The sequence below is a fragment of the Brevundimonas sp. AJA228-03 genome (assembly GCF_017795885.1).
Lineage (GTDB): Bacteria > Pseudomonadota > Alphaproteobacteria > Caulobacterales > Caulobacteraceae > Brevundimonas.
The window spans coordinates 2201754-2217841 of record NZ_CP059297.1; the positions used below are offsets into that span (position 1 = coordinate 2201754).

15 protein-coding genes are annotated in these 16088 nt (G+C 66.7%); 9 read left to right on the plus strand and 6 right to left on the minus strand.

Going from position 1 to position 16088, the window contains the following annotated elements; all coding sequences use genetic code 11:
* Positions 1 to 250: 250 nt before the first annotated feature.
* A complete protein-coding gene (locus HZ989_RS11000; RefSeq protein WP_209320871.1) occupies positions 251 to 961 on the minus strand; it encodes a TVP38/TMEM64 family protein in 711 nt (236 codons plus the stop codon).
* A 106-nt stretch (positions 962 to 1067) separates the two neighbouring features.
* Here HZ989_RS11000 and HZ989_RS11005 point away from each other — a divergent pair, with 106 nt between their 5' ends.
* Positions 1068 to 2273 (plus strand): pyridoxal phosphate-dependent aminotransferase, encoded by a 1206-nt coding sequence (locus HZ989_RS11005; RefSeq protein WP_209320872.1) that lies wholly within the window; start codon positions 1068 to 1070, stop codon positions 2271 to 2273.
* A 13-nt stretch (positions 2274 to 2286) separates the two neighbouring features.
* On the opposite strand, the gene HZ989_RS11010 is transcribed toward HZ989_RS11005, so the two are convergent.
* On the minus strand, positions 2287 to 3327 hold the full coding sequence (locus HZ989_RS11010; protein ID WP_209320873.1) for a polyprenyl synthetase family protein: 1041 nt from the start codon (positions 3325 to 3327) through the stop codon (positions 2287 to 2289).
* A 115-nt stretch (positions 3328 to 3442) separates the two neighbouring features.
* Here HZ989_RS11010 and HZ989_RS11015 point away from each other — a divergent pair, with 115 nt between their 5' ends.
* From HZ989_RS11015 to ettA, 6 genes are all read left to right on the plus strand, one after another.
* Positions 3443 to 4216: a tRNA1(Val) (adenine(37)-N6)-methyltransferase gene (locus HZ989_RS11015; protein ID WP_209320874.1), complete on the plus strand. Its 774-nt coding sequence runs from the start codon at positions 3443 to 3445 to the stop codon at positions 4214 to 4216.
* A gap of 205 nt (positions 4217 to 4421) precedes the next feature.
* The gene (locus tag HZ989_RS11020) at positions 4422 to 5033 is read left to right on the plus strand and encodes a TIGR02466 family protein (RefSeq protein ID WP_209320875.1); all 612 of its coding nucleotides are present in this window, start codon (positions 4422 to 4424) and stop codon (positions 5031 to 5033) included.
* 37 nt (positions 5034 to 5070) lie between these two features.
* A complete protein-coding gene (locus HZ989_RS11025) occupies positions 5071 to 5640 on the plus strand; it encodes a sigma-70 family RNA polymerase sigma factor (RefSeq protein WP_371812932.1) in 570 nt (189 codons plus the stop codon).
* Entirely contained in the window at positions 5630 to 6271 is a 642-nt protein-coding gene (locus tag HZ989_RS11030; protein ID WP_209320876.1) for an NrsF family protein, read from the plus strand. Before HZ989_RS11025 ends, HZ989_RS11030 begins: the two co-directional genes overlap by 11 nt.
* An 829-nt stretch (positions 6272 to 7100) precedes the next feature.
* The gene (locus tag HZ989_RS11040) at positions 7101 to 7565 is read left to right on the plus strand and encodes a hypothetical protein (protein ID WP_209320877.1); all 465 of its coding nucleotides are present in this window, start codon (positions 7101 to 7103) and stop codon (positions 7563 to 7565) included.
* Positions 7566 to 7902: 337 nt separating this feature from the next.
* Positions 7903 to 9570: an energy-dependent translational throttle protein EttA gene (ettA, locus tag HZ989_RS11045; protein ID WP_209320878.1), complete on the plus strand. Its 1668-nt coding sequence runs from the start codon at positions 7903 to 7905 to the stop codon at positions 9568 to 9570.
* Positions 9571 to 9648: 78 nt separating this feature from the next.
* On the opposite strand, the gene mdoH is transcribed toward ettA, so the two are convergent.
* From mdoH to HZ989_RS11065, 4 genes are all read right to left on the minus strand, one after another.
* Positions 9649 to 11574, minus strand: coding sequence for a glucans biosynthesis glucosyltransferase MdoH (gene mdoH, locus HZ989_RS11050; protein ID WP_209320879.1), 1926 nt, complete (start codon positions 11572 to 11574; stop codon positions 9649 to 9651).
* A 130-nt stretch (positions 11575 to 11704) separates the two neighbouring features.
* Positions 11705 to 12358 carry a DUF998 domain-containing protein gene (locus HZ989_RS11055; RefSeq protein ID WP_209320880.1) on the minus strand — a complete coding sequence of 218 codons (654 nt, stop codon included), beginning with the start codon at positions 12356 to 12358 and terminating at the stop codon, positions 11705 to 11707.
* Positions 12355 to 13533 carry an acyltransferase family protein gene (locus HZ989_RS11060; protein ID WP_209320881.1) on the minus strand — a complete coding sequence of 393 codons (1179 nt, stop codon included), beginning with the start codon at positions 13531 to 13533 and terminating at the stop codon, positions 12355 to 12357. Before HZ989_RS11060 ends, HZ989_RS11055 begins: the two co-directional genes overlap by 4 nt.
* Before the next feature lie 66 nt (positions 13534 to 13599).
* A complete protein-coding gene (locus HZ989_RS11065; protein ID WP_209320882.1) occupies positions 13600 to 14025 on the minus strand; it encodes a protease inhibitor I42 family protein in 426 nt (141 codons plus the stop codon).
* A 126-nt stretch (positions 14026 to 14151) separates the two neighbouring features.
* Between HZ989_RS11065 and HZ989_RS11070 the strand changes: the two genes are divergently transcribed.
* Complete coding sequence (locus HZ989_RS11070; RefSeq protein ID WP_209320883.1) at positions 14152 to 15087, plus strand: 2-hydroxyacid dehydrogenase; 936 nt, start codon at positions 14152 to 14154, stop codon at positions 15085 to 15087.
* A 121-nt stretch (positions 15088 to 15208) separates the two neighbouring features.
* Positions 15209 to 16024 carry a DUF6065 family protein gene (locus HZ989_RS11075; protein ID WP_245162530.1) on the plus strand — a complete coding sequence of 272 codons (816 nt, stop codon included), beginning with the start codon at positions 15209 to 15211 and terminating at the stop codon, positions 16022 to 16024.
* Positions 16025 to 16088 lie beyond the last annotated feature (64 nt).

A 16088-nucleotide genomic window follows, 5' to 3' on the forward strand; every position in this document is an offset into this window, starting at 1 on the left:
CCTTCAAGGCGCTGAAATCATCCGGCTTCGGCGACACCCCATCCGAAGCGTATCCCCACACGCGTCGAATTTCCTGATCGTCCTCGCCTGACCGGCTGTGCGCTCGTTTGCCCGCATGGACAGGCGAATACAAGCCCCGATGGCACCCGAACGACCGCTTCCGATCACGACCCGGTGACGGCTATGCCCCGGTTTCTGCGCAACGTTTCGAACGGTCGACCCACCGGACCTGCGCCGCCCCGAGTTCTGGTTAATCGGCCGGGTTTTCGCGGCGCTTCACGATCTCGCGCACGGCCAGCATCAGGCCCAGCCAGACCACAGCCACGCCCGCCAGAATGGCGGAAGTCCAGACGCCGTCGCCGCGCACCGCCGACATGAAGGACCCGCCGAAAAAGGCCACCAGGGCCGTCTTGGGCAGTACCCCGAGCGCGCATCCCGCCAGGAAGGCGGGAAACGAGGCCCTCGCGGCCCCGAAGGCCATGTTGACGACGATGAACGGAGCCGACGGCACGTTGCGGATCATGAAGCTGGCATAGAAGGCGTTCTTGCCGACGAACCGGGCAAGACGCTCGGTCGTTTGCCCGCCCAGCTTTTCGACCGCCCGTGCGGTGGGGCCGCGCCCCAGCCAGTAGGTTACGCCTGCCGAGACGACCGTGGCGATCCAGCTGTAGACGAACCCCGACCATGGACCGAAGGCCACGACGCTGGCGGCGATCAGGATGAACTGCGGCACGCCCAGGAAGGCCGAGACCACGAACACCACGACCACAGCCGCGAATCCGAGCGGTCCGTCGTTGAAGCCCTGCAGCCAGGCCTCCAGCCGCCCCTCGGCCTCCAGCCCCAGCGAGGCCTTGCCGACGGCGAACAGCGCGGCCACGGCCCCCAGCAACAGCACACTGGCCAGCAGCGCGCGCCACCGGGCACCTTCCATGTTCAGGATGAAGTCGAGGATGCGCCGCATGGTCGCCTGCGCATACCACCGTGCCAGCCCCCAGGGCGAGCCTTGCCGTTTGATCCCGGTTTCGCAACTGCGTAAGACGAAGGACCGCTCTCCCCGGGAATCGCCGATGTCCGACCTGCAATCCGCCGCCCTCGCCCGCGTCCAGCCCTCGGCGACCCTCGCCGTCACGGCCAAGGCCCGGGAACTGAAACGGGCCGGGCGCGACGTCATCGGTCTGGGCGCGGGGGAGCCCGATTTCGACACGCCGCAGAACATCAAGGACGCCGCCATCGCCGCCATCCAGCGCGGCGAGACGAAATACACCGACGTCGACGGTACGCCCGAACTGAAGGCGGCCGTCGTCGCCAAGTTCGCACGGGAGAACGGTCTGACCTACACCGCAGCGCAGATCCATGTCGCCTCGGGCGGCAAGCCGGTGATCTACAACGCCTTCGTCGCCACCCTGAACGCGGGCGACGAGGTCATCGTGCCGGCCCCCTACTGGGTCAGCTACCCCGACATGGTCCTGCTGGCGGGCGGCGAGCCCGTCTTCGTCACTGGCGAGGAGTCCGACGGCTTCAAGCTGCGGCCCGAGGTTCTGGAGGCCGCCATCACGCCGCGCACCAAATGGCTGATCCTGAACAGTCCGTCCAACCCGACCGGGGCTGCCTATACCCGGGCAGAGCTGGAGGCCCTGGCCGATGTCCTGCGTCGCCATCCGCAGGTCTGGGTGCTGACAGACGACATGTACGAGCACCTGACCTATGGCGACTTCGAATACACGACGATCGCCCAGGTCGCGCCGGACCTCTACGACCGCACCCTGACCGTCAACGGCGTGTCCAAGGCCTATGCCATGACCGGCTGGCGCATCGGCTATGCGGGCGGGCCCAAGCCCCTGATCGATCTGATGCGCAAGGTCGCTAGCCAGACGACGTCAAACCCGTCGTCGATCAGCCAGTGGGCGGCCGTCGAGGCGCTCAACGGGACCCAGGACTTCATGGCCGAGCGCGGGGCCGCCTTCGAGAAGCGGCGCGATCTCGTCGTGTCCATGCTGAACCAGGCGACCGGCATCCGCTGCCCCAATCCGGAAGGGGCGTTTTATGTCTATCCGTCGATCGAGGGGCTGATCGGCAAGACGACCCCTGACGGCACGGTCATCAGCGACGACGAGGTCTTCACCTCGGCCCTGCTGGAAGCCGAGGGCGTGGCCGTGGTTCAGGGGGCGGCGTTTGGCCTCAGCCCCTATTTCCGGATCAGCTATGCGACGTCGGAAGCCGTTCTGGAGGAGGCCTGCGCGCGCATTCAAAGGTTCGCAGCGGGTCTCAGATAGTCAGGCCTGAAGGTCAGCTGGCCCGGCTGACGGCGAAGTCGGCGAGCTTTTCCAGCGCCGCGCGCCAATCCCCGTTCGGGAGCATCTTCAACGCAGCCTTGGCGGCGTCGGCGTATTCGCCGGCCGTATCCAGCGTGGCCGACACCGCGCCCGTACCCAGGATCAACTCTCGCGCCCGGCGGAAATCTTCGTCGGTCCGCTGGTTGCCGTTGATCGTGCGGTCCCAGAAGGCGTCCTCGCGTCCGCGCGTTCGGGCCACAGCCAGCAGGAGCGGCATGGTCACCTTGCCTTCGCGGAAGTCGTCGCCCGCGTTCTTGCCCAGGGTTTCCGACGAACCGCCGTAGTCGAGCGCGTCGTCGGCCAGCTGGAAGGCAAGACCCAGGTTGAGCCCATAGGCGCGCAGCGCCGACGTCGTCGTCTGGTCCGCGCCGACGCCGACGGCACCGGATTCGGCGGCGGCTGCGAACAGTTCGGCGGTCTTGGCCGAAATGATCCGCAGATAGGTTTCCTGATCCAGGTTCAGGTCGTGCGCCCGCGTCAGCTGCAGCACCTCGCCCTGGGCGATCACGCTGGAGGCCTGGGCCAGAATACCCAGAGCCCGAATCTGGTCGGTTTCAACCATCAGCTCGAAGGCGCGGGCGAACAGGAAGTCGCCGACCAGCACGCTGGTGGCCGAGCCCCAGATCAGATGGGCCGCGACCTTGCCGCGACGGCGCTCGGACCCGTCCACGACGTCATCGTGCAGAAGGGTGGCGGTGTGAATGAACTCGACGGAGGCCGCCAGCTTCAGCGCGGCCGTCAGATCGGCTTCGGGCCGGCCCGCCGTGGCGGACCGCGCCGCCGCGATCGTCAGCAAGGGCCGCAGGCGTTTGCCGCCCGCCGAGACGATATGCTCGGCCAGCAGCGGGATCACAGGCACGCTGGACTGCATCCGGTCCAGGATCAGGGCATCGACGGCCGCCATGTCGACCTTGGCCAGCCGGGCCAGGGCCTCGGCATCGCCCCGGTCCCTGATGGGATGGGCTCGGGGCGCGGTCAAAGTGACGGCATCCAAAGGAAATCTCTCTCAAACGCGGCATCGGGGAGGATACGCCGCTTCCTTATCGCGCCCGCTTGCAGCAAACCGATCCGCCGGACAATGGTGACACCACCATGAGGGGTCAAGCCGCGTGACCGTCGCATCTCCACCGTCCGAGGCCCTGCCGCACGACGAACCCATCGAGAATGCCCTGCTGGGCGGAAGGGTTCGTCTGTTGCAGGCCCGCGACGGCTATCGCGCCGGGATGGACGCGGCCCTGCTGGCGGCGTCCGTGCCGGCCAGGCCGGGCGAGCGGGTGCTGGAGGCCGGATGCGGGGTCGGTGCCGTCCTGACCCAGATCGCGGCGCGCCGGTCCGGCGTCCTGCTGACCGGGATCGAGCGCGACGCAGCGGCGGTCGATCTGGGCGGGCGGAACGTCATCCTGAACGGCCTGCAAGACCGGATGGTCGTGAGGCACGGCGACGTCGCCGCAGGTTTCGCGGCGCCGGGGCTCGCCCGGTTCGACTGGGCGGTCAGCAATCCCCCCTTTTTCGACGACGAGTCCGCCCTTCGCGCGCCCTCCCCGGCCAGGCGCGGGGCCTGGATCGCCGATGACGGACTGGCGGTCTGGACGCGGTTTCTGAGCGACGGCGTGCGGGACGGAGGCCGGATCGTGATCATCCACCGCGCCGACCGCCTGGCCGATCTGCTGGCCCTGCTGGGAGAGCGGTGCGGATCCTTCGCCATCAGGCCGATCCAGCCGTTCGCGGACCATGCCGCGAAACGGGTCCTGATCCAGGCCATCCGCGGCGGCCGCGCCCCCTTGCGGCTGCTACCCGCCCTGATCCTGCACGACCGCAACGGTGCCAAACATACGCCCGGGACGGAGGCGATCCTGCGCGGCGAGGCAGATATCGGTTTCTGACCCGTTCGGGACCTGGAGTCTCCAGGAGGAAAAAAGTGACTCTGACTTCTCCAGGGCTTCGACATTCACCTGAAGGCAGCCAGCACCCTGGACGGTACCTGCGCCAGAATCGGACGCAGGCCTCGGCACCCCACCCTGCCCGCCCCACCCGATCGCTGCGCGATCTGCCCTCCCCCGAGGGGGAGGGAGAGGCTAAGAGACGTCCATGTCCCTGCGCCCCCTCTTCGTCACCCAGGTCTATGAGGCCACCCTCGCCGCCACACCGGGGTTCGAAACCTTCAACGCCGGCCTCTCCGACGCGTGTCGCATGCTGGCCACCGAGGACGGGGCCGGCCGGGCCTGGTGCAAGGCGCATGGATACCGGGGCTATACCTCCTACGGCTCGTTGAACGACCTGCCCCGGCGCCTGCCCGAGTTCGCCGAGCTGAAGAAGCATCTGGACCGCCACGCCCTGGCCTATGCCCGGGCCCTGAATTTCGACCTGGCCAGGAAGCCACGGCTCGACACGATGTGGGTCAATATCCTGATGCCCGGCGGGTCGCACTCCGGCCACATCCACCCGCACGCCTTCCTGTCCGGCACCGTCTATGTCGAAGTGCCAGACGGCGCGTCGGCCCTGAAGCTGGAGGATCCCCGCCTGCCCCTGATGATGGCCCGCCCCGGCGTCGACCCCGATGCCCCGCAGTCCGAGCAGCCATTCGTCTACCTGACCCCCTCGGCCGGGACCGTGCTGATGTGGGAAAGCTGGCTGCGGCACGAAGTGCCGATGAACGCGGCGAAGGCAGAGCGGATTTCGGTGAGTTTCAACTACGCCTGACTGTGTAACCTTTTCCGCGTCCCGCACGAACCACCCGGTGACCGTGACCGACCGCGAAGCGCATCTTCAGTCCCTCATGCTGCGTGGCCTTGATGGCGACGCTGGGGCCTGGCGCGTGCTGCTGACCGATCTGGGCGCGCATCTGCGGCCCTTCTTCGCCCGTCGGCTGTTCGACGGGGGGGCGGATGCCGAGGACCTGGTGCAGGAAACCCTGATCGCCATCCATGCCAAGCGGACGACCTGGGACCGCAACCAGTCCTTCAGCGGATGGGCCTATGCGATCGCACGGCACAAGCTGATCGACCACCTGCGCCGACGCGGCCGCCGCCCGACCCATCCGCTGGACGAGGCGTCGGAGCTGTTCGCCGACCATACGGTCGAGGATGGCGCGACCCGGGCCGACCTGTCGCGCTGTCTGTCGCTGCTGCCCGCCCGCCAGCGCCGTCTGATCGAGGACGTCCGCCTGAAAGGCCTGACCGTCGCAGAGGCCGCCGCCAACCACGGCTACACCCTGACCGCGGCCAAGGTCAGCATCCACCGCAGCCTGAAATCCCTGAACGCCCGCTTTGCGCCCGCGTCCCCCGACGGAGGCGACCATGAAGACTGAAGACCTGATCGACGCCCTGGCTGTCGACCTGCCGCCGTCCGGCCGCCGCGAGATCGAACGCCGCCTGCTGCTGTGGATGGTCCCCGGCGGCCTGCTGGTGCTGGCCGGCGTCGGGCTTTGGCTGGGGTTCCGCAGCGACCTCGCCACCGCCATGATCGGTCCGACCTTCTGGGCCAAGGCGGCCTACACCGGAGGGCTGGCGGTCGCCGCCTTCTGGCTGCTGGCGCGGCTGGGTCGGCCGGGTGCCAGCGCGAAGGCACCGCTGACGGTGCTCGCCGCCCTGCTGGTCGCGGCGGGGGCGCTGGCGGTCCATGAGCTGGTCACCATGCCGATGCCGGAGCGGATGCCCGCCCTGATGGGCGACAGCGCCCGGGCCTGTGCCCCCAACATCCTGCTGCTCAGCGGCCTGGCCGCCCCGTTCGTCTTCTGGGCGGCGCGAGCGTTTGCGCCGACACGCCCTGCCCTTGCGGGAGCCGCTGCAGGCCTTCTGACCGCCGGACTGGCCACGACCCTGTACGGATTGCATTGCCCCGAACACACCGCCCCGTTCGTCGCCGTCTGGTATTCGCTCGGCATGGGGCTGGCGACCGCCATCGGCGCCGTCGCGGGACGGTTCGTTTTTCGCTGGTAGGCGTCGGCCTAAAGGCCAATGACCCTCCGGACCGCCATTCCGGCGGCTTTTCGATCAGATGTCGAAAGCGCTCCCACCCGCCGGGCGATCAGGCGATTGTCCAGCGTAAAGAGCTGCAACCGAATCACGCGGTATCGACCGATCCGACGTTCATGCCGGCGCAGGGTGGCGTGGACGCGGGGCGAGCCATAACGGCCGCTGCTCTAGGCATGGATCAGGCGGATTTCCCCGGCCAGCTCGCGATTGGCGCCCATTCTCCCGCCGCACCTGTGTCTACGAAACCGGGTGCAGGCCACTGCCGTTCGTCAGGTTTCGTTGGTGGCTGGGTGTAGACAGACAGACCGCAAACGGTTGAATAATGCCGTTGTCGGTTTGGGGTCGAGACCGGATTGTACCTGCTGTCAGTCAGGGCCGATCAGGGTGAAAACGCCAGTCTTTGCCCCGGCCAGCCTTTTTTCCGATTTGGCGACTCAACGCCTCAGGACAGGCCCGTCGTGATGAGAATCCTCACTCTATTGGCGATCGCAGCGGCCCTGACGGCACCCGCCGCACCTGAGGTAGTCAGAGCACCGTTTCAGTCCCATGAAGTCCTTGAGATTGGCTGGGATGCTTATTACAATCGTCACTATATTGATCCAAGGAGCCTATTCAGCAATATGAAGACAGCTGTTCTTGTTTTCTGTTGATCTGGAATCTTATGCGCGGATTTGCTCCGGTCGCCAGAAGATACACGACGACAGGGCCTGTCCCCTCTAACCGAGAGATTTTCAACGTGTTTTCGATGAGGCATGGCCTGACAAGGCACTTCGTTCTGGCGCTACTCGTAGGCGTGGCGCTGATCCCTGCCGCCCGCACCTTTGCATGCGTCCCGAGGCCTGCCGATGCGTCTCGTGAAGTCCAATACGCCAAAGCAGTCTTTGTTGGCCGTGTTGTTGCTGTTGAGCAGTCCGATCCAAGTGCGTGCATAGCAGCCGCTCGCTCAAGACAGCCGATCCTTTACCCCGGCTACGATGCCGGCGAAGCGGAATGTGAAGCTTTCGGCTGGGCGACCCTGGACCCCATTCGTTTCATACAAAATGATGGTGCAGTCTCTGGCCCTTTCCGGGTGACCTGGAACAGCATGGTGTCCTGCGGCACCGGCTGGGTTGCTGAGGTCGGTGAACTTGTGATCGCCATTGTTCCGCGCGAGGAAGGACCCGACAACGAAGGACCGACCGCTTACGTAAACGGTGCGTTACAGTACGATCCACTTGTCAGAACGATCCTCGACCTCGTTGAATCAAGCTCCCCTTAGGGGGCCGCGCCGGTCAGTATCCCTCGTCAACCCCGGATGACTCCTCAGGCCCGCTGTCGTCGTGCACAATGGCCACGACGACAAGGAACCGATTTTCCCCAGGGGACCTGGGCGTCGCCCCTGGATCGCCGGACGACGGCCCACCGAACGTCCTTCGTCAGGCCACAGATCTGGCACCTCGCGATGACCGGGACCCGATGGCGTTGAAGGTTTGCCAGGGTCGGCGCAAGGTTGCGCCAGGCGGCCGGGGACCAGTTCATTTGCCACCCGGCGCGCGGGTCGCTACATCGCGCCCCTACCTCCCATCCGATTTTGACGACAGGGCGCACCGCACCTCATGGCGCAGCAATATATCTTCCAGATGCAGGGTCTGACCAAGACCTTTCCCGGCGGCCGCAAAATTTTCGAGAACATCTGGCTGAGCTTCTACAACGACGCCAAGATCGGCGTCGTCGGGGTCAACGGCTCGGGCAAATCGACCCTGCTGAAGATCATGGCCGGCATCGACCCGGAGTTCAGCGGCGAGGCCAAGGCCGCCGACGGCGTCAAGCGCGGCTATCTGGAACAGGAACCCCACCTCGACGAGGCCCTGAACGTCCGCGAGAACGTCGAGGCCTGGTGCGAGGAGAAGCAGTGGGTCAACCGCTTCAACGCCATCGCCATGGAGATGGCCGAGAACTACTCCGACGAGCTGATGGAGGAGATGACCTCGCTCCAGGAGAAGATCGACGCCGGCGACGTCTGGGACATCGACAGCCGCATCGAGATGGCGATGGACGCCCTGCGCTGCCCGCCCGACGACTGGGCGGTGACCAACCTGTCCGGCGGGGAAAAGCGCCGCGTCGCCCTGGCGCGGCTGCTGCTGTCCAAGCCCGACATGCTGCTGCTGGACGAGCCGACCAACCACCTCGACGCCGAGAGCGTCGCCTGGCTGCAGCACCACCTGGAGGCCTTCCCGGGTTGCGTCATCCTGGTGACCCACGACCGCTACTTCCTGGACCTGGTGACCAAATGGACGCTGGAACTCGATCGCGGAAAGGGCATCCCCTACGAGGGCAACTACTCCGGCTGGCTGGAGCAGAAGCAGAAGCGGGTGGTTCAGGAGAACTCGGAATCCGAGGCTCGCCAGCGCGCCCTGACCCGCGAACTGGAATGGGTGCGGTCGGGCGCCAAGGCACGTCAGGCCAAGTCCAAGGCCCGTCTGGCCGCCTATGAGCGGATGGTGACCGAGCAGGAGAACCTGCGCGGGGCCCAGACCCACGCCCACATCCAGATCCCGCCCGGACCGCGTCTGGGCAATGTCGTTCTGGAGGTCGAGGGCCTGCAGAAGTCGTATGGCGACAAGCTGCTGTTCGACAACCTGACCTTCAAACTGCCGCCCAACGGCATCGTCGGCGTGATCGGCCCGAACGGCGCAGGCAAGTCGACCATGTTCAAGCTGATCACCGGCCAGGAAACGCCCGACGGCGGAAGCATCAAGGTCGGGGAGACGGTCAAGCTGGCCTATGTCGACCAGTCCCGCGACGCCCTGGACCCGAACAAGACCATCTGGGAAGAGATCAGTGGCGGCACCGATGTGATGATGGTCGGCAAACGCGAGATCAACACCCGCGCCTATGTCGGCAGCTTCAACTTCAAGGGCGGCGACCAGCAGAAGAAGGTCGGACAGCTGTCGGGCGGTGAGCGCAACCGCGTCCACCTGGCCAAGACCCTGGCGACCGGCGGCAACCTGATCCTGCTGGACGAACCGACCAACGACCTGGACATCGAGACCCTGCAGAACCTCGAGGAGGCGCTGGAAGAGTTCGCCGGCTGCGCCGTGGTCATCTCCCACGACCGCTGGTTCCTCGACCGTCTGGCGACCCACATCCTGGCCTTCGAGGGCGACAGCCACGTCGAATGGTTCGAAGGGAACTTCGAGGCCTATGAAGAGGACAAGAAGCGCCGCCTGGGGACGGACGCGTTGATCCCGCACAGGATCAAGTTCCAGAAGTTCGGGCGGTAAGGCTCCAGACCAGAAAACAAAAATGGGGACCGGGCTGCGGCCCGGTCCCCTTTTCTTTTTCGCGTCAGAACGCCGGGATCAGCCGAAGGCGCGAACCGGTTCGATCTCGGCCACCGGGCGCGTCGCCGGGAACAGCACGGCAGGCGACACCGCAACGGCATCCTCGTCCGGAGTGACCATCCAGCCCTTGCGGCCGAAGGCCTCGCCCACCGCGCGGCGCGAGGTGAAGACCCCGATCGGGGCGGCGAACAGCAGCGGCAGGACGATCGGGGCGAACCAGGTCGCCAGGTCGGGACGGATGAAGAGGCCGGCCGCGAACATCGCGCCCGTCAACATCTGCCAGCGCATGGCGATGAAGGCATCCTTCCAGGCCAAGCCGTCGGCGCTGCGTTGCTGGGCCGACCAGCCGGCGTCATGGCCGCTGACGATCTTGATGACGGCGATGGTGTTGGCGACCATCAGGATGGGGGCCAGGGCGGCGGACAGGGCGATTTCCAGCGCCATGCCCTTGAGGATCTGACGGGTGCCGCCGAAGGCCTTGCGCTCGCCCGGACGGGTCAGGACCAGAACGAAGCCCATCAGCTTGGGGCCCATCAGCATCACGCCACCCAGCAGCGAAGCCAGCATGAAGGGCGAGAACTGGGGGTTCAGGATGTAGAAGAACGACGTCCAGTCGACCGGGCCCTGCAGCTGCATGGCCATGCCGACGATCAGCGAGGCCAGCCACAGCGGCGACGACAGATAGGCCATGCAGCCCATGGCCAGTTGCAGGCGGCTGATGGGGTTCAGACCCGGGGCGCCGATCAGGGCCAGGTGCTGCAGATTGCCCTGGCACCAGCGGTGATCGCGGCGGATGAAGTCGGTCAGGGTCGGCGGGGTCTCTTCGCAGCTGCCGTCCAGGGCGGCCGTGACGTGGACGGCCCAGCCGGCGCGGCGCAGCAGGGCGGCCTCGACGACGTCGTGGCTCATGATGTGGCCACCGAAGGGCTTGCGGCCTTCAAGCTCTGGCAGGCCGGCGCAGTCGGCGAAAGCGCGGGTGCGAAGGATGGCGTTGTGGCCCCAGTAGCTGGCCTCCGAACCCGCCCACCAGGCCAGGCCGGCAGCGGCGACGCGGCCGTACAGGCGCACGCCGAACTGGGACACGCGCGCGAACAGGGTCTGGGCCTTGATGATGGTCGGGGCGGTCTGGATCAGGCCGACGCCGGGGTTGCGCTCCATGGCGTCGACCAGACGCAGCACGGTCTCGCCGGCCATGGTCGAGTCGGCGTCCAGCACGATCATGAAGTCGTAGGCACCGCCGAAGGTGCGCGTCCAGTCGGCGATGTTGCCGGCCTTGCGTTCGATGTTCTCGGTCCGGCGGCGATAGTAGAGCTGGCTGCCGGCGTGGGCGCGCAGGGCCATGCAGGCCGACAGTTCGGCAATGGCGGCCTCGTCTTTTGTCGAATCGCTGAGCACGAACAGGTCGAAGGCGTCCGAAGCCCCCAGGCGGGCCAGGGAGGCGTCGAGCGCGCCGAGGCGGGCCAGGGCCGCGCGGGCGTCCTCGTTGTAGAGCGGCATCAGCAAGGCCGTCCGGCGCGTCGGCAGCGGCGGATAGGGCGCGAAGTCCATGTCGTCCTGCTCGCGGCCCGTCAGCATCACGACCAGACCGGCGAAGGTGCTGCAGAACCAGCAGGCGATGGCCAGGATCAGGACGGCGAAGATGACCAGGGCCAGGATCTCGAGCGGCTGAAACCCTTCGCGCGCGCACAAGATCACCGGTGCGATCAGGGCCAGCAGAGCCACGGCGAACGTGGAACCGAACACGATGAACCGACGGGTCAGCAGCCCGTCCGGACGCGTCGCCGGACGAGCGGTCACCTGACGGTCGGCGTCGTCGAACGTCTGGCGCGGCATGGCAAGCGGGGCCTGCTCAGGCAGCCAGCCGCTGACACCGGTGAAGGCCGAAAACATCTCGACCTTGTCATCGGATTGATAGACACGTGCCGTCGAGCCGTAGCCGCTCATGAAAGCTCCCTTTCGGGTCACAAGGCGCCAACCGGACACGGTTGTTGCGATGCAACATCGCAGGCACTTTCAATCACTCTTGCGCGATTTTCAATCACGGAATGGTGATCACGTGAATTTTCTTGGGCGATCAGGCGTCGTCGATCGATGCGATGCCGGGATCCAGGGCTTTTCCGAGAAGCCAGGCCGCCACGCCGACCCACCCGACCAGCACGATGGCAAAGGCCCGTTCCCAGTAGCCGACGTTCAAATCGTTGACCGTTCCGGGAAAGATCAGGTGCTTGGTCATGACCGTCAGGGCGACCATGGCGAGGAAGGCGGCGAGCAGGAACTGTTTGAGACGAAGGACCCCTGCGGCGTCCCGCAAGGCAAACAGCAGGAACGCCGGCGCCAGCTGAATCCCCAGGCCCAGGTTGATGGCCATGTGTCGCGGGTCCGGCCAGGCATAGAGGCTTGAGACGACCAGCCCGATCCCCGCCAGCACGAACAGCAGACCGATCAGGATGGGCGACACGACGGACCGGGTCAGGATCACGACGGCGAGGGCGAATCCCAGGCCCGCAAATCCGGTCAGGACCCCGGCGAACAGGACCCCGGCGTTGAAGATCCACGGATGGGCCGCCGTCGCGCCGCCCAGTTCGCTCAGATACTGTCGGGCGTGATCGAAGTCCGTGTAGGTCGCCGCCGCGATCAGCACCGCCACCAGCGCCAGAACCGGTGCCGCCACGCCGACCGCGAGCAGGGCTCGCGCCGCCTTTGCGATATCCTGCGCCGGGATCTTCATGCGACCTTGTCGGCCCGAGCGACGGGAGCCGAACCGGCGACGACATGCCCGGCGGCAAGAGGCTTGAGCCCCCAGATGGGGCGGATCAGCGGGATTCGGCGCACACCCTCATAGACCAGAAGACTGCCGCCGATCGTGACGATCACGAGCACCCCGGCCTCGAGTGGAGCGGCCCAGCCCAATGGCCCGATCAGCCACAGCGCGACGACCAGGATCGTCTGGTGCGCCAGATAGCAGGTGAAGACCGCGTCGCCGAGATACCGCAACACACGACTGTCGCGCTGGCGCAGGTACAGACTGCCGAACCCCAGGATGGTGCAGATCACGGCCCACTGGTCGATCGCGAAAACCAGGTTTCGCGGGACGCCCCAGAAGGCCCCTCCCCCCGGATGCGCGGTCTGCAGCATCATGACGGGCAGGGCCAGGCCGGCGATCCCCAGGCCGAGCCAGCGATATCGCTCCAGATCGCGCCACACGGCCTCCTGTCGTACGACCAGAAAGCCGAACAGGAAGGCCCCCAGGGACAGGGCATGATTGTACCAGTCGTGGGTCAGGGTGTTGGTCACGCCGATCTGCGGAAACACCGTCAGACGGATGAAGATCAGATAGGCCATCGGCACGACGACCACCCGCCAGCCGGCCAGAGCCTGCACCAGCAACGCTTCGGCCCGCGCCAGCAGCGTCGGGCGCATCATCAGCAGCACCACGACCGCGCTGTAGACCGCGATATAGACGATGAACCACAGATGGTTGACGGGGACGCCGTCGCTGAGGCCCGAAAGGCTGAATTCGTGCCACCACCAGGCGGCGAAGTCGCCGGACCAGCCACCCTTGTCCATGGCCTCGATCCACGACTGGATCGGCACGAGGACCAGGGTCCCGAGCAACAGGGGCGGAATCAGACGCTCGGCCCGGGCCCGAGCCACCTGGCCGGCGCTCCGGCGCGCTGTCATGAACCGAAGCGCGGCACCGGAAACCAGAAACAACAGCGTCAGCCGCCACGGATTGGTGACCAGCACGCCTTCGCGCATCCATTCGAAGGTGTGACGGCTGTGGATGTGCCAGTCATAGGGCGCATAGGCCAGGCCGACGTGATACAGGATCAGCAGGCCGAACGCGGATACCCGGATCCAGTCCAGATCGAGGCGACGGACAGGTGTGGCGGCGGGGTTCACCCTGCGTCTATGATCGACCGGCCCCGCCCTGTCCACGCCGCCTTGCCAGGGGTCAGCGCGGCGGCGTCACCGGACGAGGACGCGATAGGTCTCCGTCCGGGCCGGCGGCGTTCCCTGTTCCCAGGCGCGTCGATAGGTGAAGGTCAGGGTCGCGGTGCCGGGGCGCGCTGCGACAAAGCGCCAATGCGTCGTGCCGCCCACACCGACCATCCCGGGGGCGTGCGGCTCGACGATCTCCTCACCGAAGGGAGTGCCGGGCGTCAGGACGCCGCCTTCGATGTCGAACACCTGCCACTGGTATCCGGTGGTGCTGTTGCTGTCGAGCGCCACAGCCATCGTCTGGCCGACGTTCAAACGGGTCTCCCCGCCCTTCACGCCCTCGACATCGCCGTTCACGGGCATCGCTCCGGTCCCTCCGTCCCGTCCACCGCCGACGGCGCTGCACCCGGTCAGAAGCGCGACGGTGAGGAATGAGGCGGCGATGATTTTCATGGAGGCTCCTTCGGCGGGCGAACCGCCTTCCTGCTCCAGCCTAGCCGCCCTGCACGGTGTTCGGCGACCCTCTTTTTCCTGACCGCCGACTGGCTCCTGACCCGCGTCAAGCCTAGAAGCACTGCCATGCAGCCCCGTCCCGCCGTCCTGATCATGCAGCCCGCCCTGGGTCTGCTGACACCGTTTCTGGAAACCGCCTATCGCGTGTTCCGGTTCTGGGAAGACCCCCCGGTCGAGGCCCAGGCCGACATTCAGGCCGTCGTTGTGATCGGCGAAGCGCCGCTGGATACGGCGGTGCTGGAGCGTCTGCCGAACCTGAAGCTTATCGCCTGCTTCACATCGGGCTATGACGGCATCGACCTGGACTGGTGCGCCGCCCGAGGCCTGCCGGTCACCCACGCGCCCGCCGTCAATCACGAGGACGTGGCCGATCATGCGCTGGGACTGATTCTGGCGGCCCGCCGCCAGATCCTCGCGGGTGACCGCACACTGAGGGACGGCAACTGGCGAATGGAAAGCCGGCTGATGACCCCGTCCATGAAGGGTCAGCGGGTCGGAATTGTCGGCCTTGGCCTGATCGGCGAAGCCGTCGCACGCCGGGTGCAGGTGATGGGCTGCGAGGTCGCCTGGTGGGGGCCACGCGACAAGCCCTCGCCCTGGCCCCGCAACGCCAGCCTGCCGGAGCTCGCGCGAAACAGCGACATCCTGGTCGTCGCCTGTCGCGCGGACCGGACGAACCGTGGCCTGATCTCGGCCGAGGTGCTCAGGGCGCTCGGCTCGAACGGGCTTCTGGTCAATGTCGCGCGGGGACAGTTGGTGGACGAGGAGGCCCTGATCGCGGCGCTGCGGTCCGGCACCCTGGGTCAGGCGGCGCTGGACGTCTTCGAGACCGAACCTGTCGATGCCGCGCGCTGGGCCGACGTGCCCAATACCGTCCTGACGCCGCACACGGCTGGGGCTACGACCGAGGCGGTGCAGGGCATGCTGGGCCTGTTGATGCGCAATCTGGCCGCAGCAGTGGCGGACGACCCCCTGATCACGCCGATCGCCCCGACGCGCTGACGCCAGTTGCGGAAGGTCGATCGGACACGCCGGATAGATGCCTCATCGGAGCCCGCTCTTGACCGACCAGACCGACGAAATCACGCGCCAGACCACACCGGACGCCGGATCAGACCCGGATCTGACGCTGGAATGCTTTCCCATGCGTCGCGACCCGCCGCGTCTGGTGCCCGGCCGTCCCGAACGTGACTGGATGGACGATTTCGCCGGTCGCCACCCCTATCGGTGCCTGCCGCTCACCATGGCCAACACCACAGGGTGGGAGTTGCTGTGTCCGTTCGGTTTCGAGGCCGAGTGGGACGGGCGGATGGGGGCCGATTCGATCCGGTTCCGGCCGGATGCCGGTGCCGAGTTCTTCGACCATTTCGCCGCGTCGCACTTCACCGAAGGCGTGTTGACCTTCCACACCGGCTGGCTGTTCCGCACGCCGCCCGGCTGGGCGTTGCGGGCCTCGGGCGTGCCCAACCGGTTCAAGCACGGGATCGGCGCGCTGGAGGGCCTGACCGAGACGGACTGGCTGCCCTACCCCTTCACGATGAACTGGCGCTTCACCGCGCCGGGGATCGTGCGGTTCGAGAAGGACGAACCCTTCTGCTTCATTCAACCGGTCGAACACCGCAGGATCGAGGCCTTCCGGCCCGTCCGCGCCTCGATGGACGAGGACTCCGACCTGGCGCTGCAGTATCGCAAATGGATGGAGGTCCGGACCGACTTCAACACCCGCATGGCCAACGGCGATCCGGAGACGATCAAACAGGCCTGGCAGCGGTTCTATTTCCGCGGCGAGTTCCCCGACCAGATCGCCCGGGCACCGGCCGCGCACGTGAACAAGCGCCGCCTGTCCCCCCTGCCAGACAGCCCGCCGACGGAGCCCGGCCCTCCGGCAAGGGCCCACATCGGGTTCAGAACCTGGTCCGCCGTTCCGAAGCCCCGATAACCCCGGCGCGACACCACCTTTTCGGGCTTCCAATCATATAAGGATATCCTTATATGATTTTCCC